Genomic DNA, 23,476 nt, shown 5'->3' on the forward strand with positions numbered 1-23,476 from the left:
TTGTTTTTAAGGTGGAATTAAGGTTTAAAGTGCAAAATAAAGTCAGTTAAACAACACCACCTTGAAGCATAGGGTTTGGGAGGAGATATACAATGGACGAATTTAAAAATAATAACTCCGGACGCCGGAACGACAACGATCAGGTTGATACCGATAACGCAACTCGGCAAAACGATTCGAACGGTTCCTCATATTATTATTCTTACGGCCCTTTTTCTTCAGTTCAATCGGACGGACAACGTAAGGAAGGGCAGTCGGTGGAAAAGGATGTTGAGATTACGCCACCACAGGCAGTGAGACCTCTTCCTCCCTCATACCATCGCGCTATGCCTGAGCAACAGGATGGTTCGGGTCGGAATGGTGGCAACTGGCAATTCAAACCGAATAAGCCCAAGTCGCAGGTGAAAACAATTTTCTTATCTTTTTTGGCTGGGATGCTGGTCATTACGGTATTGATGTACACAGCTGACCGAACAAATATGTTCACACCCGAGACGGCGTTAACTTCGGCGGCAGCTGAAAGTGGAGAAACGACTAATTCAGGAACAACTGGCTCGACTCCAAGCGCAGTTCCGGCTGTGATGCCTTCAGGTACCGCTGATGTTCAATCTGTTGTGGCCAAGGCTGGTCCGGCAGTCGTCAAAATCGAAACGCTTGCCAAACAAACCAGTGGTAGCAGCGGCAGACAAAGCAGCCCTTATTACAATGACCCACTGTATCAATACTTTTTCGGTAATCAGTATGGTGACAGTGGCAGCAGCGGTAACAGTAATGAAAATGAAGGTAGCAACAGCGGACAGTTGACTCCGCTTGGTATTGGTTCCGGTTTTATTTTTGATAAATCGGGTTACATCCTAACCAACAACCATGTTGTTGAAGGCGCGAGTGTGGTTCAGGTTACAGTAGAGGGGACTAATAAGCCTTACGAAGCCAAAGTCTTGGGCAAAAATGCTGATCTTGATTTGGCGGTACTTAAAATTGAAGGCAAAAACAACTTTCCGACAGTAACTTTGGGTGACTCCGATAACGCTAAAGTCGGCGAGTGGATGGTGGCAATCGGCAACCCTGAAGGCTTTGAGCATTCGGTAACAGCCGGGGTGCTAAGTGCGAAAGAACGTACGATCACCATTAATAGTGAATCGACTGGAAAACCGACGCAATACAAGCATCTCATTCAGACGGATGCGTCCATTAACCCTGGTAACTCTGGCGGACCGCTGTTAAATCTGCAAGGGCAGGTTATCGGTATGAACGTAGCTGTTAGTGCAGACGCACAGGGAATCGGGTTTGCGATTCCGTCCAATACAATTTTGGAAGTCGTCGATAAGCTGAAAAATAACCAGCCTATCCCCAAAGAGCCTGTACCTTTCATTGGTGCAAGTCTGTTAAATTTGAGTCCTGAAGTAGCCAAAGAACTGGGTACATCCCTGACCGAAGGCTCGGTTGTACGGGATATTATATACAAATCACCAGCTTATCAGGCCGATCTGCGTCCTTACGATGTGATTATCGGAGCCAATGGCACGCCTTATAGCACATCACAAGAGCTGATCCAGTTCATTCAAAAACAAAAAGTGGGTACAGCACTGACGCTTAACATCGAACGAGCTGGGCAGAAAAAAGATGTTCAGCTGAAAATAGGCAACAAAAATGACTTTAGCTCGACGCTTCAGCAATAAGCTGATAACTCTACAAAAATGAACATGTGCACGCAAGAAACGGAAGGAAGATCCCTTCCGTTTCTTGCTGTATGGAGCAGCCAGATGCTACACGCGTCTACTCCTGCTACAATAGAGGGAAAAGAAGAGATAAAGGAGTTCGATCGTGTATGCGTTCTACTATTCTGATTATTGATGACGATGAAAAAATTGTTTCCATGCTACGCAGAGGGCTGGCATTTGAAGGCTATGAAGTGCTGACAGCCGCCAATGGAGCAGAGGGATTAAATAAAATGCTGACAGCTGAGCCTGATGTGGTCGTGCTGGATGTAATGATGCCGCAGGTCGATGGTTTTGAGGTATGCCGTCGCATGCGGGAGGGTGGAAGCACGGTACCTGTTCTGATGCTTACAGCCAAGGATGAGGTTGAGAATCGGGTTAAGGGCTTGGATCTAGGGGCCGATGATTATCTCGTCAAGCCGTTTGCTTTAGAGGAGTTGCTGGCACGAGTGCGAGCGCTTTTGCGGCGTAAAACCGAACAACAGGACAATAACGGAAATCGGCTTACCTTCGAGGATTTACAACTGGATAACGAATCCCGTGAAGTGGTTCGTGGCGGCAAACGCTTGGAACTGACAGCCAAAGAATTTGAACTGCTCCATTTGTTCATGCAAAACCCCAAGCGTGTTCTGTCGCGTGATCTGATTATGGACAAAATTTGGGGCTATGACTATAGCGGAGAATCGAATGTGCTGGAAGTATATATTGCCATGCTACGACAAAAAACGGAGCAGGATGGCGGTAAACGACTCATTCGTACAATTCGGGGAGCTGGCTATATTTTAAGAGGTGATGTGTAATATGTCTATTCGGTGGCGGCTGACAGCTTGGTATTCGAGCATCTTGGCTATTGTACTTGTCATTTTTGGTCTGGCTATTTACGGACTAGTATATTACTACACATATAATGAAGTGAAAAGTCAGCTTATGACTCAGGCGCCACAGATTAACAAGCAATTACGCCTTATTATTAAAGGGGGATTGTTTGAAGTCCCTAACCTGGATTTAGGATTGGAGCAGGGGCGTGGAATAGATGACTCACAGCTATATGTACAAATTTACAATTATACGTCCGGGGTTACCAAAACCACCCAAAATATGAAAGACCTCAATATCACCTTCCCTGTTCCATCTACAGCGGCAGGAGCAGTTCAAAATGAGGGGATTCGACGTGTGAACGTAAATGGGGATTCCTTTATGATTTATCAACAGCCCATTAAGTCCGAGGAGTTGGGGTTGGTGGTCGGGTTGCTACAGGTAGGACAATTCACGGGCTCTCAGGATCGACTCATGAACAGGTTACAAAATGTGCTTGTATACGGTTCGTTGTTTGCATTACTCGCTGCTGCGACCTCAGGTCTCTTTCTGGCTCGCAAGTCTATGAAGCCGCTGGTCAAGGTCATTGAGGGGGCAAATCAGATTCAATCCAGTAATGATTTGAGTGTACGGATTGAATATGACGGACCACCAGATGAAATTGGACAATTAATCGGGACGGTTAACAACATGCTGGGGCGTACAGAGGTGTTTTACAAGGAGCTGGAAGATGCGTACGGTGCACAGCGTCGTTTTGTGGCTGATGCTTCCCATGAGCTTCGTACGCCGCTAACGACGATCCGTGGCAACGTTGATTTTTTGCTCAAAATGTGGACTACCGAACCAGGAGAGCGACCGAATATGGATGAAGAGATGATTCGCGAGCTTTCTATGGAGGCATTAAATGACATGGCGGATGAAGGCAAACGGATGAGCCGTTTGGTGAGTGATATGTTGTCACTCGCGAGAGCGGACACAGGGAAAACGTTCGATAAGACTCCCGTTGCGTTGGAACCGCTTGTAAGTGAGGTTGCCCGTCGTGCTCAGTTTTTAGAGCGAACGGCCGAATGGAATGTGGGAGATTTTTCGTTGCTGAATGGTATTTATATGGATGGCAGCAAGGATTATTTGCAGCAAATGCTATTCATTTTCATTGATAATGCATTCAAATATACACCTGAAGGCACAGTCCGATTTGATGCCATTATTTATCAAGGACAGGTGGGGCTACGGATCAGTGATACGGGCATTGGAATGGATAAGAGTGAGGTTCCCTTTATTTTTGACCGCTTTTACCGGGCAGATGAGTCACGCGGGGTGACGGAGGGAATTGGGTTGGGGCTATCTATTGCCAAGTGGATTATTGATGAACATCACGGGTCTGTGGAAGTGGTTACGCGCCAAGGAGAAGGAACGACATTTGTCATCTGGCTTCCGGTCAGCTTTTCCGCGCCTTTGGAATAGGCTATAATAGGAAGGCAACTACATCATAGAATTGGCCGGTAGAGGCGTGGAAGCCCACAGCTGCCCAGTTTTGGAGCTGTATACTGTGTCGAAGAAAGCGGGGGCTCATTTTGGAAGTACTCAGAATTTCGCCCCGGGGTTACTGCTACGGCGTAGTCGATGCCATGGTATTGGCACGTCAGGCAGCCAGAAATCTGGACTTACCCCGGCCTATTTATATATTAGGCATGATTGTGCATAACAGTCATGTCACCAATTCCTTTGAAGACGAAGGGATTATTACACTGGACGGCCCGAACCGTATGGAGATTTTAAGCCAGGTAGAGAGCGGCACTGTTATCTTCACTGCTCATGGCGTATCACCAGAGGTTCGCAAGCTGGCACGAGACAAGGGGCTGACTACGGTAGATGCGACTTGCCCTGACGTCACAAAAACGCATGATCTGATTCGAGAGAAGTCTGCCGAAGGCTATCAAATTGTTTATATTGGCAAAAAGAATCATCCAGAGCCGGAGGGAGCTATCGGTATTGCTCCTGACCATGTTCATCTGATTGAAAAGGAAGAAGAAATCGACAGTCTTACGTTACCAGCTGGCAAAATCCTTATTACGAATCAGACGACCATGAGTCAATGGGACATCAAGCACATTATGAAGAAGCTGCTGGAGAAGTTCCCAGGTGCTGAGATACACAATGAAATCTGTTTGGCGACGCAGGTACGTCAGGAAGCGGTAGCTGAGCAGGCTGGACAGGCGGATCTGGTGATCGTTGTCGGTGATCCGCGCAGTAACAATTCAAACCGATTGGCTCAGGTTTCGGAGGAAATTGCTGGTACAACAGCTTATCGTATTTCTGATGTGACCGAGCTGAAGAGGGAGTGGCTTGAGGGCGTAGCCAAAGTGGCTGTGACTTCTGGGGCTTCCACGCCGACACTGATTACCAAAGAGGTTATTACGTATTTGGAGCAGTATGATGCGGCTAACCCGGATACGTGGGAGATTCAGCGAACCATAGATATGAAAAAACTGCTGCCTCCTGTACGGGAGAAGTCAAAAACGACGAAATAGTTTGTGATTGATTACAGCCGTTATTCGGATACAACCATCCGGATAGCGGCTTTTTAAATTGTTTTAATTTATAGATATTATTCGGTTAGCTTCACTAAGTTAGAATATTGAATAATTCGGGATAATTAAGCCTTGACGAGTATAGCTAAAACAGGTATAGTTGCTTTAACGAATAAAAGCTTAAAAGCGAACAAGCGTCTAAGTGTCATAATATCAATCTATAATGGGTTAATAAAATATGTATCATAGAGAGGAAGAAAAAAATGATCGTTATCGCTGGTGTTCAAACACCTGAAGAACATATTCAAGCTATTGTTGAAGTTATTGAGAAAGAAGGATTGCAGGCTCATGTATCAAGGGGATCGGATCGCACGATCATCGGACTGATCGGTAGTGTAGAGCCCAAGCTGGCTGAACATTTGCGTCAAATGAAAGGCGTAGAAAATGTGGTTAAAATATCGAAGTCCTACAAATTGGCCAGCCGTGATTTTCATCCGGAAAATACGGTTATCTCCATTAAAGGTGTAAATATCGGCGGGGGCGAGCTTGTCATTATGGGTGGACCATGTGCCGTTGAATCTGCTGCACAGATAGATGAAATTGCTGGATTGGTCAAAGCAGCAGGTGCGCAAGTTCTCCGTGGAGGTGCTTTTAAGCCGCGTACAGGGCCTTATAGCTTCCAGGGAACTGGTGTAGAAGGTTTGATCATGATGGCTGAAGCAGGCCAAAAGCACGACCTCCTGACCATCACAGAGGTCATGACACCTGAATACGTAGACATTTGTGCGGAATATGCCGATATCCTGCAAGTAGGTACACGGAATATGCAAAACTTCGATCTACTGCGTAAGTTGGGTACTTGCGGCAAGCCAGTGTTACTCAAACGCGGCTTTAGCTCGACTTATGACGAGTTCTTGAATGCTGCCGAGTACATCTTGGCAGGTGGCAATCCGAATGTTATGCTGTGTGAGCGCGGTATCCGCACATTTGAAACCTACACCAGAAATACACTCGATTTGTCTGCGATCCCTGTGTTGCAACAGTTGAGCCATTTACCGGTTATTTCTGATCCTAGTCATGGCACGGGTAGACGTGAATTGGTTGTTCCTATGACGAAGGCTTCGGTCGCTGCCGGAGCGGACGGACTAATTATTGAAATGCATACAGATCCCGATAACTCGATGACGGGGGATGGTGTACAATCCCTGTTCCCAGATCAATTTTCAGATTTGCTTAAAGATTTGGAAATATTGGCTCCTGCTGTGGGGAAAACATTTCACACGCCTAGTACCATTGCTTAAAACCAATGTTTAACATTAATGCATAAAAGTTTTGCTGCAACGCAGTAATGAGATTTAAATTACCTAAAAGCCCGATGTTTCGGGCTTTTTGTGCTATTCAAATGTTATCAAGGGCGTAAGCATATCTAACATTAGTTTAAAAAATACCTTACATAGCTATTGACCCGTGTCATGTTTGAGATTTATAATGACGACAGAAAAAAACATTCGATCATGAACATTTCAGGGTTGTATAAGACTTAATGTTCGGAAAAATTGGGAGGAAGAAGACATGTCCGTTGAAAACGTATTGAAAACAATTCAGGAAAATAATATTGAGTGGGTAGATTTTCGTTTTGTAGATTTGTCTGGTCGTGCTCACCATATTTCATTGCCAGCTTCCGAAGTAGATGCAGAAACATTTGTTAACGGTGTTGCTTTCGACGGTTCTTCCATTCCCGGCTATCGTGGCATCGAGGAGTCCGACATGGTTATGCTGCCCGATCCAGAAGCGGTTTTTATCGACCCTTTCACTCAGCATCCTACACTGAATATTCTGTGTGACATTGCTACGCCAGATGGCGAAAAATACGACCGCGATCCTCGCGGCATTGCAAAAAAAGCTGAGGCATTTCTGCAATCCGCAGGAGTGGGCACAGCAGCATTTTTTGCACCTGAGTCCGAGTTTTTCATCTTTGATGATGTTCGCTACGAAAGCGGCATGAATAGCTCCTCCTTCTTCGTAGATTCCGAGGAAGCAGCTTGGAACACGAACCGTAAGGAAGAAGGCGGCAACCTGGGCTTTAAAGTGGGAGTAAAGGGCGGATATGTACCTGTAGCGCCAGTAGATACCCAACAAGATATCCGTAGTGAAATGTGCCGTTTGCTTGAAGAAGCAGGTCTGAGAATTGAGCGCCATCACCATGAGGTAGCTACGGCAGGCCAAGCGGAAATCAACTTCCGTTTTGACACACTCAAGAAAACAGCAGATAACCTGCTTGTCTATAAATACATTGTACACAACACAGCTCGTCAATATGGTAAAGTGGCAACATTCATGCCGAAACCAATTTTCGGGGACAACGGAAGTGGTATGCACGTTCACCAATCCATTTTCGATGGTGACACTCCTTTGTTCTACGAAAAAGGTGCTTATGCTAATCTGAGCGAAATGGCTCTTCATTATATTGGCGGTATTCTGTACCATGCACCTGCATTGATCGCTTTGACAAATCCAAGCACAAACTCGTTCAAACGTCTCGTTCCTGGCTACGAAGCACCAGTTAACCTGGTATTCTCCAAAGGTAACCGTTCTGCGGCTGTACGCATTCCAGTAGCGGCTGTTACTCCAAAAGGCTGTCGGATCGAGTTCCGTACACCAGACTCCACTGCTAACCCTTACCTTGCCTTCTCAGCGATGCTGATGGCGGGTCTGGATGGTATCAAGCGCAAATTGAACCCAATTGAATTGGGTTATGGTCCACTTGACACCAACATCTACGAGCTGTCTGACGCTGAAAAAGGTAAAATCCGTAGCGTACCTGGTTCATTGGATGAGGCTTTGGATGCTCTGGAAGCTGACTACGAATTCTTAACTGAAGGCGGCGTATTTACGAAGGACTTTATTGATAACTATGTAGAGTTCAAACGTTCTGAAGCTAAATCGGTGAACATCCGTGTTCATCCACACGAATATAGCCTGTATTTTGACTGCTAATAACTTGATTGCTTAGCTGCTTTGAATAACAACCACTAGCTTACGGGTAACAGTTGTTATTCAAGATAGGTCTCCGGTCTTATGCCGGGGACCTTTTAATATTAAAGTGAAAATTACAAAATAAAGATGTTAAATACGTTAACATTCACAACTTTGTCACATCATAAATGAAATTGAAAACATTTTTATACAAGTCTTGAACGCATTTATGAATACTGCTATCATAGCGATAATATCCACACCAGAGTAGAGAAGGGATGGGAATTTGTTGAGTAAGAGAGCCTACAATTTTAATGCAGGACCAGCGGCATTGCCGCTTAAAGTACTGGAACGTGTACAAGCTGAATTCGTAGATTTCCAGGGAACAGGGATGTCGATCATGGAAATGTCTCACCGTGGAGCTGTGTATGAATCTGTTCATAATGAGGCGCAGGAACGTCTGTTATCTCTGCTGGGCAATCCACAAGGCTACAAGGTGTTATTCCTACAAGGGGGCGCAAGTACGCAGTTTGCAATGCTGCCTTTAAATTTCTTGCGCGAAGGACAGACTGCGAGCTATGTAATGACAGGTAGCTGGTCGGACAAGGCATATAAAGAAGCCAAGCTACTGGGCAAGGCTCATATTGCCGCATCCTCCGCTGATGAGAAGTACATGCGTCTTCCGAATGTGGATTCCTTGGACTTACCTGAGAATACTGCTTATGTGCATATGACGTCCAACGAAACGATTGAAGGTACACAATTTAAGCAATTCCCGGATACGGGGTCCGTACCATTGATTGTGGACATGTCCAGCGATATTTTTTGCAAGCCTTTTGATGTTACTCAATTTGGATTGATTTATGCTGGCGCACAAAAAAATCTGGGACCTTCTGGTGTGACGGTCGTGATTGCCCGTGAAGAGTTGCTGACTTCCTCACCGGACAATATTCCTACGATGTTGCGTTATAGCACATATGAAAAAAATAACTCTCTCTACAATACTCCCCCATCCTTTGCCATATACATGGTGAATGAAGTGCTGAAATGGATTCAGGAAGAAGGCGGTTTGGAAGGCATTGAGCGTGTGAACCAGCAGAAAGCTGCTTTGCTATACGACCGTATTGACAGTAGCGAAGGCTTCTATCGTGGTTGTGTGGACAGCGCTGATCGCTCTATCATGAATGTAACCTTCCGCCTCGCGAATGAGGATCTGGAAAAACAATTTATTAAGGAATCCGAACAGGCCGGATTTATCGGACTGAAGGGACATCGCAGTGTAGGAGGGCTTCGCGCCTCGATCTACAATGCTGTTCCACTGGAGAACTGTCAAGCATTAGCCGAGTTTATGGACGGATTCAAGCAACGTAACAGTTAATTACGCGGACATATATTTCGATACACGATATTTAAAATCGAAAAAGTAAATGTAGAGCCTTCCCTGAATGTGTATAGGGGAAGGCTTTTAGTGGTGTGGGTTGAAATTTTTGTCGTTTGATGTTCATATCTGTCTGATTTTGTTAAAATAAAAGAATGTGTATGTTTTTAATGTATACACTTTGGTTAAACTGTAGGTTATTTGTCTGATGAATTTAATGATGAAGGGAACGAAACGTGATGCCATTACATATTGTGCTTGTCGAGCCGGAAATCCCGGCTAACACAGGTAACATTGCCAGAACGTGTGCTGCAACCGGAACTCACCTGCATCTGGTGAAGCCACTGGGCTTCCGTACCGACGATGCCACGTTAAAACGGGCTGGACTTGATTATTGGTATGCTGTCCACATTGAATATCACGAGTCTTTTGCTGAAGTGCAGGAGAAATATCAGGAAGGCCGCTTTTTTTATGCGACGACCAAAGCGAATCAGCGATATAGTGATGTTGCATTTCAGGATGGAGACTTCTTGGTATTTGGTAAAGAAACGAAAGGTTTGCCTCCAGAGCTGCTAGCTGCTAATCCAGATACATGTATCAAGATGCCTATGTCTGATAAAGTAAGATCTCTAAACTTGTCGAATTCCGCTGCGATTATTGTATATGAAGCGCTGAGACAAATGGATTTTCCGGATTTATCATAAAGAGCATCGAGTGAACAAGTATAAATGCGAATAAAGAACCAGGACCTTAGTTGCTAATAAGAGTTTCACCTTTGTTGTTCAAAGGTACATGACAGTGGAGCTTAAATAAAGGTTGTATGGTCGAAAATTTGCGAAATTTCTCAGCGAGGGCTAATGATAATTGGCTTTCCGGTCGATAAAAATATTATAGACATTCTGTACCATACTTTGATATGGTTCATGATTTTATGAAAAAATGTAATAAAATTTCCTGTGATCAGCAGGATTCGACAAAAAGACAGCGAATACTACATAAAGAATAGTGTCTTTGTACCTAGTTTTTCGCATGGTAAGAAATTTGTAAGTTATTACTCAATAGGAGAGGTGTACGATCACGATGAAACCTGCCGGTGTGGTACGTAAAGTTGATCAGCTGGGGAGAATAGTTTTGCCTAAGTCACTGCGTAAAAGGTACCAAATGAATGAGGGAGATCCTGTCGAAATTTTGGTTCAGGGTGACCACATTATTTTGGAGCGTTACCGTCCAAAATGTGTATTCTGCGGGTCAGTAGAACAAGTGAACGATTTCAAAGACCGTTATATTTGTGCTCAATGCCTGACAGAAATGACACAGTATTCCTCCTAAATGAGGCAAAAGCATCACGACATTCGTTCGTGATGCTTTTTTTCGGATAGAGCCGTACGTCGGCTAGCATATTTAATTTAGTAGTAGACTATTAGGTAGCTATTTATAGAACAAAAAATGAGTAGGGACTGGACGCAAATTACCATCGGACGGTTTGTTTACGACTCGACCGTTAAGTATAAGCGACGAGGAACCGCCTCCGTCCAAATTATAGGCATCTTGAACACCTAGATTGTACATTTTCCCTTGCAGTTCTTCGAGCGTCGCGCCCGAACCCCCGCTTTCATTGTAGCCGTCTACGACAATAATGAGCAACTGATCATCTTTATAGTTGCCAATGACCGTACGCGGGGCCCGCTTGGGGGAGACTTTCCATTTGTCAGGAATAGGCATTTTTTGTCCCCTTTGCAGCAGGACGGGAACGAAGGTAGCCCCAAAGGCAGGCTTTAAGCTGTCAAGAGCACCTTGACTGTAAAATTTGCCACCGATAAGCTTGCCATCGTTACTCAGTCCGACGAAGGATAAATCCTTAAAACTGGACTGAAAGCCAGTAAGGTAGTGGCCGTTCAAGACAGTAGTGCTTAATGGATAGCGTTTGCCGTCTCCATCCGCAAAGCCGCCTGCATTGATGCCTGCAATAGCTCCGTGTCTCAAGACTGCACGCATGGTGGTTTCAGAGCCACCCAATTTGTCACTTCCCAAAGACATTTTCATAGCAGTAGGATCTTTAAGTTTGACCTTCATAGCGTAGCCATGATAAATTCCCGGGTTTACCTTAAACAATTCAATGGTAATCCGGTTGCTATCTACCCGCTCATAGGGAACCCCCAGTTTGGCGGTGATACGTCGATCATAGATGACCGCGGGCCGCTTGGACTGCGTAGAGGCAGTCACGACAAGCTGATTCATCGTTTGGGTCGTTTGCTTGTATAGCTCAGAAGTCCGGCGAATCGTAGACAAGGTGTATGTTGCCGTTTGCTTGGCTTCATCAAGCTGCTTGCCTACTGATTGCGTTTGTAGAGTGACTTCAGCTTTTTGCAGACTCGAAGAAGTAGACCCAGGAAAGCTCAATGAGGGATGCACTAACAAAATACACCCCAACAAACCGATAAAAGGAGCAAGGGCCAACATAAAGAACCGGTTCACTTGTTTTGCGTCTACATTCATTTTAGCAAGTCCATTTTTTTCTGAAGTGTATTGAGTTGTTGCTTGACTTCGTTTAATTGGGTATACAGTTTATTGCTGTTATCGGTCTTATTGTTTGCATTATCCTTCGTAAAGGTCAGTAGTTCATTGAAGGACTGGACTTTTCCCTGCAATCCGCTAACTTCCTTGGAAAGAGCAGTCAGTTGCTTTTCATAGTCAGATTTGAGTGCTTGAATCTGTTGGTCTGTATGGGTTTGCATCTCGTTTAGCATTTGCTGCTTCAAGTGATTGCTATACAGATAGGTTGCGAGAGCACCTAGTATAATAAGAATGAACCAAAATAGCAGAAAAGCCTTTACGGGTAACCCCTTTCTTGAATTGCTCCGCCGAGCTTCGGTAGGAGGACGTTCAGGTGAAGCTTGCATACGATTTTCAACTCCCGTGTAAAGTCAAATTTCCAGTCTTTATTTGCAGTTCCAATTCTATCATGGGCCTATTTATTTCGCAAAAGCGAAATAGTCGTATAAAAATATTGGAAAAAGAGATTGCATCGGAAGGAAGTCCTAGGATACAATTTCCTTAAACGTTTTTCGCTTCCTATACGTTCACATTCGCGCAATTTCTACATATGCAATCCCTAATTTTAAAATTATTTTCGCTACTAACTATGTATTTTTTTGTAAAATCAGGAGGTTTAGATATGAGAAAAGTATGGCAGGTGGTCATCATAGATATCCATCCTACAAGTATGCTGGGAACAAAGCTTATTTTGGAAGACCAGCAGGATTTGCTTGTCAGAGGGATGTCTTCCTCCGGAACGGAAGGCTTGGAGCTGGCTTGTTCCATTCGACCGGAAATCATTTTAATGGACTACAGGTTGCCTGAGGGAACGGCGGAACCATTTTTGACACAAATGCGGGCCTTGTCTCCGGACAGCCATATTGTTATTATGACGGATGAGGATAATATTACGTTGTTTCAGCAGCTAATTTCGCTTGGAGCAAATGGAATGTTATCCAAGCAGGCATCACCGAGCCAGTTAATCCATCTGATCAACGGTTTACGCGAAGGATTTGCTTCTTTACCAATGGACTGGATTCGGTGTGGAAACTGGCCCTTTATGCCGTTAATGGCATCCGAGCCTTTTGACGAATTGACACAAACCGAAGTGTTTATTATGGAACGTATTGTACAAGGTATTACATATGACAAAATTGCTATCGAGATCGAAGTTAGCCGGCGCTCCATTGATAATTATCTACGTAAAATTTATGCGAAATTAGGCGTGTCCAGCCGGGCGCAGGCGATTGAACGTTATGCCTTATATGCGCGTCAGATGAAGCAGCTATATGCCTGACGCGTCAGCCCGGAGATCATGACCTATTTTTCAGGAGAAGGAGGATGTTCATGCAATATTCCTTTGCTTCACGAACGGCTGCGATGTTGGCTTCTCCAGTGCGTCATATCCGGGAAAATGCGAGAAGACACTCCTTTATATCTCTGGCTGAAGAACTACCTGCACAAGAGCTGTTTCCGGTGAAGTTGCTGGAAGAAGCGGCCCATGATGTGTTTGGCTCCGGCCCTGACGCCCTCCAGTATGGTGAACCGGAGGGCTATTTCCCTTTGCGGGCATGGCTTGCGGGAGAGTGGGAACAGCGTAAAGGAGTAAGAGTACCACCAGGTCAAATCCTTCTCACGACAGGCAGTCAGCAGGCCATTGACCTGATCATAAGACTGATGGTGGATGAGCGTGATCCGGTATTGGTCGAAAACCCTACATCTCCTGGATGTTTACAAGTACTATCTATGCAGGGTGCGCAGATCGTTCCTGTAGAATCAGATGGGGAAGGTGTCATTCCTGATAAGCTTGAAGCTTTAATGATCCGTTATCGACCCAAGCTTTTTTTTGCCACGCCAACGTTTACAAACCCAACGGGCTCCTTGTGGAGCGCGGCAAGGCGGCAGGAAATTTTGGACCTGTGCAGGCATCATGAGGTGCTAGTAGTTGAGGATGATTCTTATGGTGAATTGCATTTGAAGCAAAAAAATGAGTCCCATGACAAGAGTCCGCATGGTCAGAGTCGAAAATTTGCAGAGACTTACCCCTCACTATTTGCGCTGGATCATGCGGGCCAGGGAGGTCAAGTACTCTATATTGGTTCGTTCAATAAAACAGTTGCTCCTGCGCTGAGAACGGGTTGGGCTGCTGGTCCTGCACCGTTAATTGAAGGGATGTACGCCTTGAAGCAGCTGGCTGATATGCAATCCAGTACGATGAACCAACGGCTGCTGTTCCAATTGTTGACCAGCTCGCGTTTTCAATGGCACGAGCACTTGGCGATGTTGAACAAGGAATATTCGACTCGACTTCAATTAATCTTGGAGCTGCTCAAGCGCCCGTTTTGGAAAGACGTGACGTATCATATTCCGTCCGGTGGCATGTATGTATGGGTGCAGTTGCCCGATGGGCTGGACAGCGCATTGCTGCTAAAGGCGGCGTTACCCAAAGGCGTAGCCTTTATGCCAGGTGCGCTATGTGCGGTTGGCAGTGAAGGCGCGTCCCATATCCGACTCAATTTTAGCCATCCGGGCCGTGAGCAATTGCTTATGGGCATGAATCTGATCGGTGAGACGATCAGTGAATTTACTGCGCGGAGCTAGCAAAAACCATCGCCCCATGTCAGTCATCCTCCGCTTCCGCAGCAACGGTGGAGTAAGTGATTGGCGCTTCCGCAATCTGGCGCTGTCCACTGTCCTCGTCAAGCTCTGCGTCCATTCCAGTGGCCGTTTTAATGCCATGCTCTTGCAGTACTGCCGCATACTCGTTCAGGGCAGCTTCGCCAAACGGAGTCAGTCGATAGCGGCCGCGGGATACGCGCTCAAACCAGCCGTAGTAGTTGTGCTGAAGTACGGCAGCAGCTGTGCTGACGGCTGCTATGCGGGCTAGCTGCGCCGGAGCGGCTTCCCCCAAGCTCTGCAAGGCTACGGCTACGCGCAGCGCTTTTTCCCGATAGGCAGTGACCAGCTTGCGTCGGGTGCTGCCGCCGATATTGTGGTCACCGCTGCGTGCGTGAAATTCCCGCAGCAGCTTTTCCTTGCGCGAGCCGGGGCGTACCTTTGCTGCATTGTGGACATTGTCGCTAGGCGCCGCAGGCTTACACAGTACCTCAACGAGTGGCGGCTTAGTTTTAAAATGGGTGACAGTGAGCAAGCCAAGTCCTAACTGGCGGCACAGTCCGACCAGCTCGTTCCAGCGCTGATTCACGGCTCCTTTTTTTGCACGATTTCGTTCTACAGCTACATATACATTGCTGCTTAGTTTCAAACGCTGCATGCCTTGCAGCACAAGCGCCAGGTTAAACGTCTTTTTGATCTCCACAATCAGTGGTGTCTGTTGTCCTGGCTTGATACCCACCAAATCGCAGTTGCGTACCTCTCCTTTGACTTCATATCCCAAGTTCTCAAAAAAGGCTTTCACCGGAGCGTACAGCTCCGTCTCATGCCGAACCGCCATGACTTCTCCCGCTCCTTTATCCCATTATTCCGAGCTTATATTGTACCATAATGCGTCAGGTCCGCGTCGTTGTTGTATATTTTAGCACAGTGTATCCCTTGGTTTTTTCGAAAAAGCAGAGAGACCTGTCATAAAAAATAGGTCAATTCTTAAATCAATCTGCATAGGTATGTATTACACTTTTTTTAAGGGGATTGCATCATATCCTGAAAGGCGTGACGAGTGTAGCCATAATCATCAGGAGTGGAGGATAGTCATTACGCAGTCATGGGAGGAACCGAGCATGAATATTTTTGAACGCGTTGCGGAGTACCGGGCGGAAAACAACCGTCTGGCCTGGAGCGGCACTTTTAGAGAGTATATTGAGATACTCAAGAAAGACCCGACGCCGGCGATGACAGCTCATGCACGGGTTTACAAGATGATTGAATCTTTTGGTGTAGAAGAGGTTGGGGGACATAAGCGATACAAATTTTTTGAGCAGGAGATCTTTGGACTGGATCGAGCGCTGGAAAAGTTGGTGGAGGAATATTTCCATTCATCAGCCAGGCGGCTCGATGTGCGCAAGCGTATCCTTCTTTTGATGGGACCCGTCAGTGGGGGGAAATCGACACTGGTCACGTTGCTAAAACGTGGTCTGGAGAAATTTTCGAGAACGGATCAGGGAGCTGTATACGCGATTGAAGGCTGCCCCATGCACGAGGACCCGCTTCATCTGATTCCCCATGAGCTGCGTCCCGATTTTGAAAAGGAGCTGGGTGTACGGATTGAAGGTAATCTCTGCCCATCCTGCCAGATGAGATTGCGCACGGAATTTGATGGCGATATTGAAAAGGTCCGCGTGGAGCGGGTATTTATATCGGAAGAAAACCGGATTGGTATTGGTACGTTCAGCCCTTCTGATCCGAAGTCACAGGATATTGCTGATTTGACGGGCAGCATCGACTTTTCCACGATTACGGAGTATGGTTCGGAATCTGACCCGCGTGCGTATCGGTTTGACGGAGAATTGAACAAAGCGAATCGTGGACTGATGGAGTTTCAGGAAATGCTGAAATGCGATGAGAAGTTTTTGTGGAATTTGCTTTCTCTGACCCAAGAGGGAAACTTCAAGGCTGGGCGGTTTGCGCTCATCAGTGCAGATGAACTGATCGTGGCTCACACCAATGAATCCGAGTATAAAAGCTTTATTGCAAACAAAAAGAACGAGGCGTTGCAATCACGGATGATTGTAATGCCGATTCCTTATAACCTGAAAGTATCTGAGGAAGAAAAGATTTACGCCAAGCTCATTGAACAAAGTGATATGAAACATATCCACATTGCGCCTCATGCGCTGCGAACGGCTGCCATTTTCTCCGTGCTTACCCGCTTGAAGGAGACGAAGAAACAGGGGATGGATCTGGTCAAAAAGATGCGCATGTATGACGGTGAAGAGGTCGAAGGATACAAGGAAGCCGATCTGAAAGAAATGCAAAGTGAGTTTCTGGAGGAAGGTATGTCCGGGGTAGACCCGCGGTACGTCATTAATCGTATTTCTAGTGCATTGATTAAGCAAAATGTGGAATCCATCAATGCCCTGGACATTTTACGAGCAATTAAGGATGGTCTGGATCAACATGCCTCCATCACAAAGGAAGAACGAGAGCGCTATCTGAATTTCATTTCCGTGGCTCGTAAGGAATATGACGAATTGGCTAAAAAAGAAGTGCAGAAGGCCTTTGTGTACTCTTTCGAGGAATCAGCCAAGACGTTGTTTGACAACTATTTGGATAACATCGAAGCTTTTTGCAATTGGGCGAAAATTCGCGATCCGCTCACAGATGAGGAACTCGACCCGGATGAGCGGCTCATGCGCTCTATTGAGGAGCAAATCGGGGTATCGGAAAATGCGAAAAAAGCATTCCGTGAAGAAATATTAATCCGTATTTCCGCGTATTCTCGCAAGGGACGGAAGTTTGAGTATCATCATCATGATCGGCTGCGAGAAGCCATTGAGAAGAAGTTGTTCGCCGATTTGAAGGATATTGTGAAGATTACAACTTCGACCAAAACGCCTGACGCTAATCAGCTCAAACGGATGAATGAAGTGATTAAGCGACTGATTGAGGAGCATGGCTACACAGGAGCCAGCGCTAACGATCTGTTGAGGTATGTAGGTAGCCTCCTGAATCGGTAAGACGAAATAATAAACAAGTACAGTATGGTGAAACCATGGGTTGATCTGGATGGTGCCACACGGTTGTGAGGTATCCGATCAACGTGTTTCGTAGAGGGAATTCGGCAAGCACAGGGGATTACAGGTGCTGTCGGATTCTTTTTTTGTATTATCAGGCAGTTGTGATTATGTATTTTCTGAAATTGCTATGAAAAAAATCATAATCAATCTCCTACTTTTTTAACATTTTCTAAAAAGTTGCCGATAAATATGGTAATGTAAAATATATGTAAACTATTATTTGGAGGAACTTATGATTCATGTCGCGGAGAGTAGATTAAAACAGATACAATATATTGGTATTACTGATGATGATTTGGCTTTATTACATCATTATCAGGGACTATTCCAATCTATTGTGAATGAGGTGGTCGATCGGTTTTATGAGCATGTAGAAAAGGTTCCGCATCTCATGTCGATTATTTCCAAATGGTCGAATATTGAACGATTAAAACAAACACAACGTGAATACTGGCTTTCTCTCGCAGATGGAAAAATAGATGATCCGTTTATCGAACACCGTCTTTTTGTGGGGCAGGTACATTCCCGAATCGGATTGTCTTCCGATTATTATTTGGGCACGTACATTGCTTATCTTGATATTGCAGTGGACATTTTAAAGCGTTCGGGGATAGAGGACTGGTTTTTTATTGTGCATGCTCTTTCCAAAATGTTCAACCTGGATTCCCAGCTTGTACTGGAAGCTTATCAGGAAAAGGAAAAGGAACAAATCAACGAGCTGGCCGACGAACAAACGCAGGTGCTGACCGTTGTGTCCCGAATTGCGCAAAATTTGACCGGGATGATTGCTGAGCTTAGGGAAAATACGGATAATATCGCGGAGAGTGCCTGCAACACTGCTTCTTCGCAGGAACATACAGAGGAATTGGTACAGCATTTGAGTGACGAGATTAAGCATATTGAGCAGATGAGCAGTACGATCCGGGAACTGTCCGATCAGACTCATCTGCTGGGACTGAATGCGGCGATTGAGGCTGCCCATGCGCAGGAAGCAGGGCGCGGGTTTCAAATCGTGGCACAGGAGGTGCGAAAGCTTGCATCCAATTCGAAGCAAGCACAGGAGCAAATTCAGCGCAAGGTGCTGGATATTGCCCGTATGCTTGACAGTGTACAATCCGAAACAGCTGTCACAACAGCCAGTGCTCGGCAACAGGCAACAAGCTCAGAGGAATTGGCTTCGTTCACAAAGCTGATCGAAAACATGGTGAAGGAATTGGAAATGCTACAGCACTCTTCGGAAATGCTAAAGGTGTAAGATGTGACTTGAAGGCTATCCTTACGTTGGAGGCTTCACTACTGTAACGATTCAGTCATAGACTTTTTCCATTCTATATGAGCCGCAAGTACTCTTTTCCATAACTCGTCCCGTTCCTGGCGACTGTAGTTAACGAGCGGCTCGCCAAATACATCTGCTAACACTTCCAGCCACTGCGACTTCTTATCCAGTTCTACTTTTTCCAAACCGTTTAGCCCGCGTCTTTTCCAAATACATCCTCTGAGTTCATTCGCCTCTAATGCTTGCCTTTGCCGAATCAGAAACAGGTTAAACCATGGAGATTCCGCTGAGCGGCTATAGAAATGATGTTTCGGCATAAATTCTTCCAAATCCTGAACAACCGCAGGGGCAAAATCAACGCCAACAAATGAAGCAAGTGAGTCATGCTCTAAGCGCCAACCTTTTGTAACAACTCCGGATTCCATAACTTTATAATGAAGAGGGGCTTGTTCATAAGTCCCCATACGGAGTGGAAGAGGCTCATATGGCATATCGCCTAGCCCGACATCAACAATCCATACTTCATCTTCATGATGCTCATTTAGCAAGTTCACTGTTAGTCCAAGATGAAATGAATTAATGCGTGGTTCAGCTCCCAGAGGTTGTACCCCGGCACGATGCAGAGAGACTTTGTACCCTAGTGAATATAGTAGTGCACTAAAGGCACCATTCAGATGAAAACAATAACCACTTCTCCCATGTAGAATGAGTTGAATGGATTCTCGAAAACCAATGGCTGCCGGCTTCCTTGCGAAAATGTCCAATGTTTGCCATGAAAGATGTTTTACATGAGCCTTATGCAGTTCAACTAAATAGGAAAGGGTAGGAGGCTGAATTTCGGGAATTCCAATTCTGTTTAAATAAGCTTTTATTTCTTCTTTTGTCATGGTGTACATGTACAATCACCTCTATTGTTAGTTTCCCAAATTCTCTTCTCGAAACCATTAAGCATTGAGTCTTAGCATCATTGTAGAAGGGGAAAGTGCTGTTTACAATGCTATATATTTTTGGTTGTACCGGTACAGTCAGTAATTCGATTGGCTTTAGCGGCATGCGCTTTTCCTGTAGTTGGTTGTCAGAACACAAAAAAACAGACCGCTTCATCGGGTCTGTTTTTTTGTTTAGTTCCAAGCTGACAGATTATAAGAGTGATCTAAGTTCACGTCGGTATTTGTTCAAATGCGCGAACGACGGAATGACTCGCTTGGCAGAACGGAAGCCGCCTATTCTGATATTGCGGACCACATGATAGGGAGAGATCAATAGTGCGTGAAGCAGATGCAAATCATGGGTGCTCAATGGACGATATCGTTGATAGTAATCTATCGCGCGCAGCATCTTTGTCCCATTCCAAAGACAATTCCGATGAAGAAGATGGGAGAGATCTTTCATCCTTACATGTAGGGAGCAATTTTCAAAGTCGATCATATGGATTTTGAGCTGTTTGTCTTTAATCAGATTGGGATAATTATAGTCGCCGTGTATAAATGCGGCGGCTTTTTGCTCCTGAACAATGGCTTCTCTAACTTTGGGCTGCTGTAGGCGATGGGACACTTCTTCACAAAGAGCTACGAGATGTGCTGTGCCTCTGTATGGGATGAGGCGTTTTTTGTATCCAGCTATTTCATCGCTCAAGCCTTCATAACGGATTCTGGATGGCGGAGCTTCAGTGATAGGAAAGCTAACGGCACTGGAATGGAATTTGGCTAAAGTAGCAATTCCCTTTTTGAAGTCTATTCTTTTTGTGAATTCTGGTCTGAGTCCATGAACCCAATTGGTTAATGTATACGAAACACCTTCATAGGTCATGTAAGCCGTTTGTTGTACTGTTGGATAGACCTTTTGGCTGCGTGTAAACCCGCGCTCATCCAAGTAGGACAAGACACGTGTAATAAAACGGATCTCTTCTTCCGGAAATTTGTAGGGTTTTAAGCAATAAGTCGTATTAGCGGTCTCAATCTTGTGAATGTCCTTCATTTGACGGGTACGATGAATTTTGATTCCGTACATCTGCTCAACGTTCGATAAAATCGACATTTTGATCCTCACTTTCTTTTATACATGAGCCCACTCCTGCAAAATATGGATGATTTGTAATCGAAGAGGCCACGACTGATCCCAATTGTCCAGGATTTCGCGATCTCTTGAACGATTCGGGTGTCGGGAAGCATGCCAGGCTTCTCGTGGTAGTTTAAATAAAGCTGTAACAATCTTCCGTTCAGTACGGCTTAGTGGTTTACGCTTTTGGTATCCCTTCAGCAAGGATTGCACAAATTCAGGATTGAATTGAGTCGTATTCATAAGGGCCTTTGCCAAATCAGCATAGACTGAGCCGATCTTAACCCGATCCCAATCAATGATTTTGAGATGACCGTCATCCGAAATAATGACATTTGGGGTAGTGATATCACTGTGTATCAAGGAGGGATGCCGATGTTCCATCCGAAGCAGCCTTATGATGGATGCATCCTGCAAATCCTTCCATGCTCGCCTGGATAAACGTTTGCAGTCTTCGCCGTGAGCATTGTACCAGTTGCGGTACGTTTTATCATGGCGACAGTTTTTTATCATTTTTCTTTGAAAAAGACGATCCTGGTTTTTCCATATCCGTAATTGTTGAATGGTCGGAGGGGACTTTTCTTTATCCATCCGATGCAAGCCGGTGGAGGTGGCGTGAAGTGTGGCAAGTGCCCGCCCCAGTTTTTCGAAATCTTCAGCGGTCTCCAGTCCCCGTCCTTTGATCCACTGACTTACATAAAATGGCGTTCCTTGATATAGAGTCCATAACTTACCGGAATGAGTGGGGAGCCATGCGGGCATGTAGGTATACTTTCTCTTTTTCAAAAGCCTTATATGACTCGCAGCTCGTTCCATCTGTTGAATCGTATTTGAACGGATCATCTTTGTACGACTAAAGGGCTTTAATGCATAAGTTCCCTTTTTCGTTTTCACCTGGATCACTGCATTTTTTCGGTATAATGATGAGACTAAGCTTGATTTTAACGGGATCAGGCCGAAACGACGGGTGATTTTGCGAATCTGTGCTTTAGTATAGGATTTCGCCATAAGAACCTCACTTGACTTTGGATTGAAGAAAAAGGTAATCCTCTGTTAGTTATCAGTCTATTCATGAAGAAATAATAGGTGCAGTTTATGAAGCCATCTTCGTTCTTTTCCTATGTCACATTGGTCAAAAAAACGGAGCAGCGAAAGTTCGCTGCTCCGTTTTAATTAGCTCTGTATTTAGTTACCCTGATTATGACCTAGGTGATTAATATTCGTTGTCATCATCATCTTCGTCTGTATCCACGATTGCGCCAGATGATGCATGGATTTCAAGCTCAACGGTTCCTTCGTTGGTGAGTACCTTTACCTCGTAGATGAACTGTCCATCTTCCTTATCCAATTTAGAAGACAAAAGGGTACTCCCGGGTACGTGCTTAAGCGCAATTTGTCCAGCCTGTTTTTCAGTCAGGGTGATGTGATTTGGCTTGTTAAGGGAGGACTCGTCATTCGAGTCATGATCAAGCTCAGAATGGGAACGGATGGTTTTCCCAGTATAAGCATCAACATCTATATCCCAATCTTTATCCCCTTGCTGGAGATCCACCTCATAGTAGACTTTTCCGTTCTTGCGCTCCAGTTCGACATCTTCAACTTGTGCATTATTCCCCACAGCCTTCTTGGCAATGTTGGCAGCGGCGGTCGCTCCAATAAGGCCCGTAGGTTTAGCGGCCCATACGGCATTCGCTGAGACACCCGTAACTGTAACTCCAAGCAGAACCGTGGCTGCCATAATTCCTAATGTATAGTTTTTTTTCATTACATAATTCCTCCTTGTGCTATAAGCATGAATACAGCTTATCTCTTGAACATGAGAGGAACATAATAGAATCATGAGAAAACTATGAGAAAACATGAGCTGAGATGATCATCAAGTCGTCATAATTCGTTGTGCTCCTGTTTTTCTTTTTCCCACGTTATAGAGTCGATAGAGCCCGATACTGCATTGACCTGTACTACTGCTTCACGCCCATCTTTTACCTCAACCTCAACCAGATAGTAGAGGCCTTTGTCGTTGCGATGAAGCTCAATATCATCGGATGTTCCGTTAACTGCTTTGGCAGCAAGCTTGGCTGCTTCTTTCTCTGTAATAACGAGAGAAACCGGGTCAGGTTTATTAGCTGGATTCGATGTGTCTCTGGTTGGTGAGTTACCAGGATTGTGGTCTTGGGGCTCCTGCTTCGCATCTGTATAAACCTGTATCCGCTTAATGGAGTCGATGACACCGTCATAGGCATTGGCTTTTATATCGTACTTCCCTTTGGCGCGTTCCAGCCTGATCAGATAAAAATCACCCAAGCGTTGGGATTCGAGCACCTCGCCGGGATACTGATGCAAAACGGATTGGATGACGGCCTTTTCTTCCAATGGAGAAGCTGCTAACGACCGTGCCCAAGGCCACTGTAAAAGACAAATTGTAATCAACACAGCCGCCAGCGTACCTCCAATCACCCACACATAGATGGCTTTCATCGTTATTCCCTCCTTTG

At 45.3% G+C, this 23,476-nt stretch carries 21 protein-coding genes; 13 read left to right on the top strand and 8 right to left on the bottom strand.

The features are described 5' to 3' along the window. Positions 1–92: 92 nt before the first annotated feature. From JOE49_RS13170 to JOE49_RS13210, 9 genes are all read left to right on the top strand, one after another. On the top strand, positions 93–1,679 hold the full coding sequence (locus tag JOE49_RS13170) for a S1C family serine protease (RefSeq protein WP_076293744.1): 1,587 nt from the start codon (positions 93–95) through the stop codon (positions 1,677–1,679). A gap of 149 nt (positions 1,680–1,828) precedes the next feature. Beyond that, positions 1,829–2,518, top strand: a complete 690-nt coding sequence (locus JOE49_RS13175) for a response regulator transcription factor (RefSeq protein WP_013309432.1) — start codon at positions 1,829–1,831, stop codon at positions 2,516–2,518. 1 nt (position 2,519) lies between these two features. Further along, positions 2,520–3,998 carry a sensor histidine kinase gene (locus tag JOE49_RS13180; protein WP_013309433.1) on the top strand — a complete coding sequence of 493 codons (1,479 nt, stop codon included), beginning with the start codon at positions 2,520–2,522 and terminating at the stop codon, positions 3,996–3,998. 110 nt (positions 3,999–4,108) lie between these two features. Then, positions 4,109–5,065, top strand: coding sequence for a 4-hydroxy-3-methylbut-2-enyl diphosphate reductase (locus JOE49_RS13185; RefSeq protein ID WP_013309434.1), 957 nt, complete (start codon positions 4,109–4,111; stop codon positions 5,063–5,065). A 263-nt stretch (positions 5,066–5,328) separates the two neighbouring features. Then, a complete protein-coding gene (aroF, locus tag JOE49_RS13190; RefSeq protein ID WP_023987802.1) occupies positions 5,329–6,366 on the top strand; it encodes a 3-deoxy-7-phosphoheptulonate synthase in 1,038 nt (345 codons plus the stop codon). Between the two features lie 271 nt (positions 6,367–6,637). Continuing rightward, on the top strand, positions 6,638–8,062 hold the full coding sequence (gene glnA / locus JOE49_RS13195) for a type I glutamate--ammonia ligase (protein WP_023987803.1): 1,425 nt from the start codon (positions 6,638–6,640) through the stop codon (positions 8,060–8,062). Between the two features lie 265 nt (positions 8,063–8,327). Continuing rightward, positions 8,328–9,419 (top strand): 3-phosphoserine/phosphohydroxythreonine transaminase, encoded by a 1,092-nt coding sequence (serC, locus tag JOE49_RS13200; protein WP_028542950.1) that lies wholly within the window; start codon positions 8,328–8,330, stop codon positions 9,417–9,419. 239 nt (positions 9,420–9,658) lie between these two features. After that, positions 9,659–10,123: a tRNA (uridine(34)/cytosine(34)/5-carboxymethylaminomethyluridine(34)-2'-O)-methyltransferase TrmL gene (gene trmL, locus JOE49_RS13205; RefSeq protein ID WP_160789807.1), complete on the top strand. Its 465-nt coding sequence runs from the start codon at positions 9,659–9,661 to the stop codon at positions 10,121–10,123. Between the two features lie 376 nt (positions 10,124–10,499). Continuing rightward, positions 10,500–10,748, top strand: coding sequence for an AbrB/MazE/SpoVT family DNA-binding domain-containing protein (locus tag JOE49_RS13210; protein WP_013309439.1), 249 nt, complete (start codon positions 10,500–10,502; stop codon positions 10,746–10,748). Positions 10,749–10,847: 99 nt separating this feature from the next. On the opposite strand, the gene JOE49_RS13215 is transcribed toward JOE49_RS13210, so the two are convergent. Together JOE49_RS13215 and JOE49_RS13220 are read right to left on the bottom strand one after the other, a co-directional pair. Beyond that, entirely contained in the window at positions 10,848–11,915 is a 1,068-nt protein-coding gene (locus JOE49_RS13215) for a phosphodiester glycosidase family protein (RefSeq protein ID WP_209941471.1), read from the bottom strand. Continuing rightward, positions 11,912–12,319, bottom strand: coding sequence for a hypothetical protein (locus tag JOE49_RS13220; RefSeq protein WP_023987807.1), 408 nt, complete (start codon positions 12,317–12,319; stop codon positions 11,912–11,914). The genes JOE49_RS13215 and JOE49_RS13220 overlap by 4 nt, the downstream gene beginning before the upstream one ends. Before the next feature lie 275 nt (positions 12,320–12,594). On the opposite strand from JOE49_RS13220, the gene JOE49_RS13225 reads away from it, so the two are divergent. Together JOE49_RS13225 and JOE49_RS13230 are read left to right on the top strand one after the other, a co-directional pair. Next, positions 12,595–13,251, top strand: a complete 657-nt coding sequence (locus JOE49_RS13225) for a response regulator transcription factor (protein WP_023987808.1) — start codon at positions 12,595–12,597, stop codon at positions 13,249–13,251. Positions 13,252–13,301: 50 nt separating this feature from the next. Further along, positions 13,302–14,555 carry an aminotransferase-like domain-containing protein gene (locus JOE49_RS13230; RefSeq protein ID WP_029516518.1) on the top strand — a complete coding sequence of 418 codons (1,254 nt, stop codon included), beginning with the start codon at positions 13,302–13,304 and terminating at the stop codon, positions 14,553–14,555. A 19-nt stretch (positions 14,556–14,574) separates the two neighbouring features. On the opposite strand, the gene JOE49_RS13235 is transcribed toward JOE49_RS13230, so the two are convergent. Continuing rightward, the gene (locus JOE49_RS13235; protein ID WP_075153972.1) at positions 14,575–15,408 is read right to left on the bottom strand and encodes a DUF2161 domain-containing phosphodiesterase; all 834 of its coding nucleotides are present in this window, start codon (positions 15,406–15,408) and stop codon (positions 14,575–14,577) included. A 283-nt stretch (positions 15,409–15,691) separates the two neighbouring features. On the opposite strand from JOE49_RS13235, the gene JOE49_RS13240 reads away from it, so the two are divergent. Both JOE49_RS13240 and JOE49_RS13245 read left to right on the top strand, forming a co-directional pair. Next, the gene (locus tag JOE49_RS13240) at positions 15,692–17,587 is read left to right on the top strand and encodes a PrkA family serine protein kinase (protein WP_023987811.1); all 1,896 of its coding nucleotides are present in this window, start codon (positions 15,692–15,694) and stop codon (positions 17,585–17,587) included. 292 nt (positions 17,588–17,879) lie between these two features. Continuing rightward, positions 17,880–18,902: a globin-coupled sensor protein gene (locus JOE49_RS13245; RefSeq protein WP_209941473.1), complete on the top strand. Its 1,023-nt coding sequence runs from the start codon at positions 17,880–17,882 to the stop codon at positions 18,900–18,902. Between the two features lie 38 nt (positions 18,903–18,940). Here JOE49_RS13245 and JOE49_RS13250 read toward each other — a convergent pair whose 3' ends face one another. The 5 genes from JOE49_RS13250 to JOE49_RS13270 all read right to left on the bottom strand — a co-directional run bounded on the left by JOE49_RS13250 (position 18,941) and on the right by JOE49_RS13270 (position 23,459). Beyond that, complete coding sequence (locus JOE49_RS13250; RefSeq protein ID WP_209941475.1) at positions 18,941–19,819, bottom strand: arylamine N-acetyltransferase family protein; 879 nt, start codon at positions 19,817–19,819, stop codon at positions 18,941–18,943. Between the two features lie 244 nt (positions 19,820–20,063). Beyond that, entirely contained in the window at positions 20,064–20,960 is an 897-nt protein-coding gene (locus JOE49_RS13255) for an aminoglycoside phosphotransferase family protein (protein WP_209941477.1), read from the bottom strand. Between the two features lie 18 nt (positions 20,961–20,978). Further along, positions 20,979–21,989, bottom strand: coding sequence for an aminoglycoside phosphotransferase family protein (locus JOE49_RS13260; RefSeq protein ID WP_209941479.1), 1,011 nt, complete (start codon positions 21,987–21,989; stop codon positions 20,979–20,981). Between the two features lie 205 nt (positions 21,990–22,194). Continuing rightward, positions 22,195–22,746 carry a PepSY domain-containing protein gene (locus JOE49_RS13265; protein WP_023987815.1) on the bottom strand — a complete coding sequence of 184 codons (552 nt, stop codon included), beginning with the start codon at positions 22,744–22,746 and terminating at the stop codon, positions 22,195–22,197. Between the two features lie 119 nt (positions 22,747–22,865). After that, positions 22,866–23,459, bottom strand: coding sequence for a PepSY domain-containing protein (locus tag JOE49_RS13270; RefSeq protein WP_209941481.1), 594 nt, complete (start codon positions 23,457–23,459; stop codon positions 22,866–22,868). Between the last annotated feature and the right edge of the window lie 17 nt (positions 23,460–23,476).

Source organism: Paenibacillus sp. PvR133, from assembly GCF_017833155.1.
In the GTDB taxonomy this organism is placed as follows: Bacteria; Bacillota; Bacilli; order Paenibacillales; family Paenibacillaceae; genus Paenibacillus; species Paenibacillus polymyxa_B.

What these genes read in the sequence shown, in the direction of transcription:
- JOE49_RS13175 (WP_013309432.1), top strand. Translation starts at nt 1,829, where the DNA reads ATGCGTTCTACTATTCTGATTATTGATGACGATGAAAAAATTGTTTCC.
- JOE49_RS13210 (WP_013309439.1), top strand. Translation starts at nt 10,500, where the DNA reads ATGAAACCTGCCGGTGTGGTACGTAAAGTTGATCAGCTGGGGAGAATA.
- JOE49_RS13215 (WP_209941471.1), bottom strand. Translation starts at nt 11,915, where the DNA reads ATGAATGTAGACGCAAAACAAGTGAACCGGTTCTTTATGTTGGCCCTT.
- JOE49_RS13265 (WP_023987815.1), bottom strand. Translation starts at nt 22,746, where the DNA reads ATGAAAAAAAACTATACATTAGGAATTATGGCAGCCACGGTTCTGCTT.
- JOE49_RS13250 (WP_209941475.1), bottom strand. Translation starts at nt 19,819, where the DNA reads ATGTACACCATGACAAAAGAAGAAATAAAAGCTTATTTAAACAGAATT.
- glnA (WP_023987803.1), top strand. Translation starts at nt 6,638, where the DNA reads ATGTCCGTTGAAAACGTATTGAAAACAATTCAGGAAAATAATATTGAG.
- JOE49_RS13235 (WP_075153972.1), bottom strand. Translation starts at nt 15,408, where the DNA reads ATGGCGGTTCGGCATGAGACGGAGCTGTACGCTCCGGTGAAAGCCTTT.
- JOE49_RS13240 (WP_023987811.1), top strand. Translation starts at nt 15,692, where the DNA reads ATGAATATTTTTGAACGCGTTGCGGAGTACCGGGCGGAAAACAACCGT.
- JOE49_RS13245 (WP_209941473.1), top strand. Translation starts at nt 17,880, where the DNA reads ATGATTCATGTCGCGGAGAGTAGATTAAAACAGATACAATATATTGGT.
- JOE49_RS13255 (WP_209941477.1), bottom strand. Translation starts at nt 20,960, where the DNA reads ATGTCGATTTTATCGAACGTTGAGCAGATGTACGGAATCAAAATTCAT.
- aroF (WP_023987802.1), top strand. Translation starts at nt 5,329, where the DNA reads ATGATCGTTATCGCTGGTGTTCAAACACCTGAAGAACATATTCAAGCT.
- JOE49_RS13170 (WP_076293744.1), top strand. Translation starts at nt 93, where the DNA reads ATGGACGAATTTAAAAATAATAACTCCGGACGCCGGAACGACAACGAT.
- JOE49_RS13230 (WP_029516518.1), top strand. Translation starts at nt 13,302, where the DNA reads ATGCAATATTCCTTTGCTTCACGAACGGCTGCGATGTTGGCTTCTCCA.
- JOE49_RS13180 (WP_013309433.1), top strand. Translation starts at nt 2,520, where the DNA reads ATGTCTATTCGGTGGCGGCTGACAGCTTGGTATTCGAGCATCTTGGCT.
- JOE49_RS13270 (WP_209941481.1), bottom strand. Translation starts at nt 23,459, where the DNA reads ATGAAAGCCATCTATGTGTGGGTGATTGGAGGTACGCTGGCGGCTGTG.
- JOE49_RS13260 (WP_209941479.1), bottom strand. Translation starts at nt 21,989, where the DNA reads ATGGCGAAATCCTATACTAAAGCACAGATTCGCAAAATCACCCGTCGT.
- JOE49_RS13220 (WP_023987807.1), bottom strand. Translation starts at nt 12,319, where the DNA reads ATGCAAGCTTCACCTGAACGTCCTCCTACCGAAGCTCGGCGGAGCAAT.
- JOE49_RS13225 (WP_023987808.1), top strand. Translation starts at nt 12,595, where the DNA reads ATGAGAAAAGTATGGCAGGTGGTCATCATAGATATCCATCCTACAAGT.
- trmL (WP_160789807.1), top strand. Translation starts at nt 9,659, where the DNA reads ATGCCATTACATATTGTGCTTGTCGAGCCGGAAATCCCGGCTAACACA.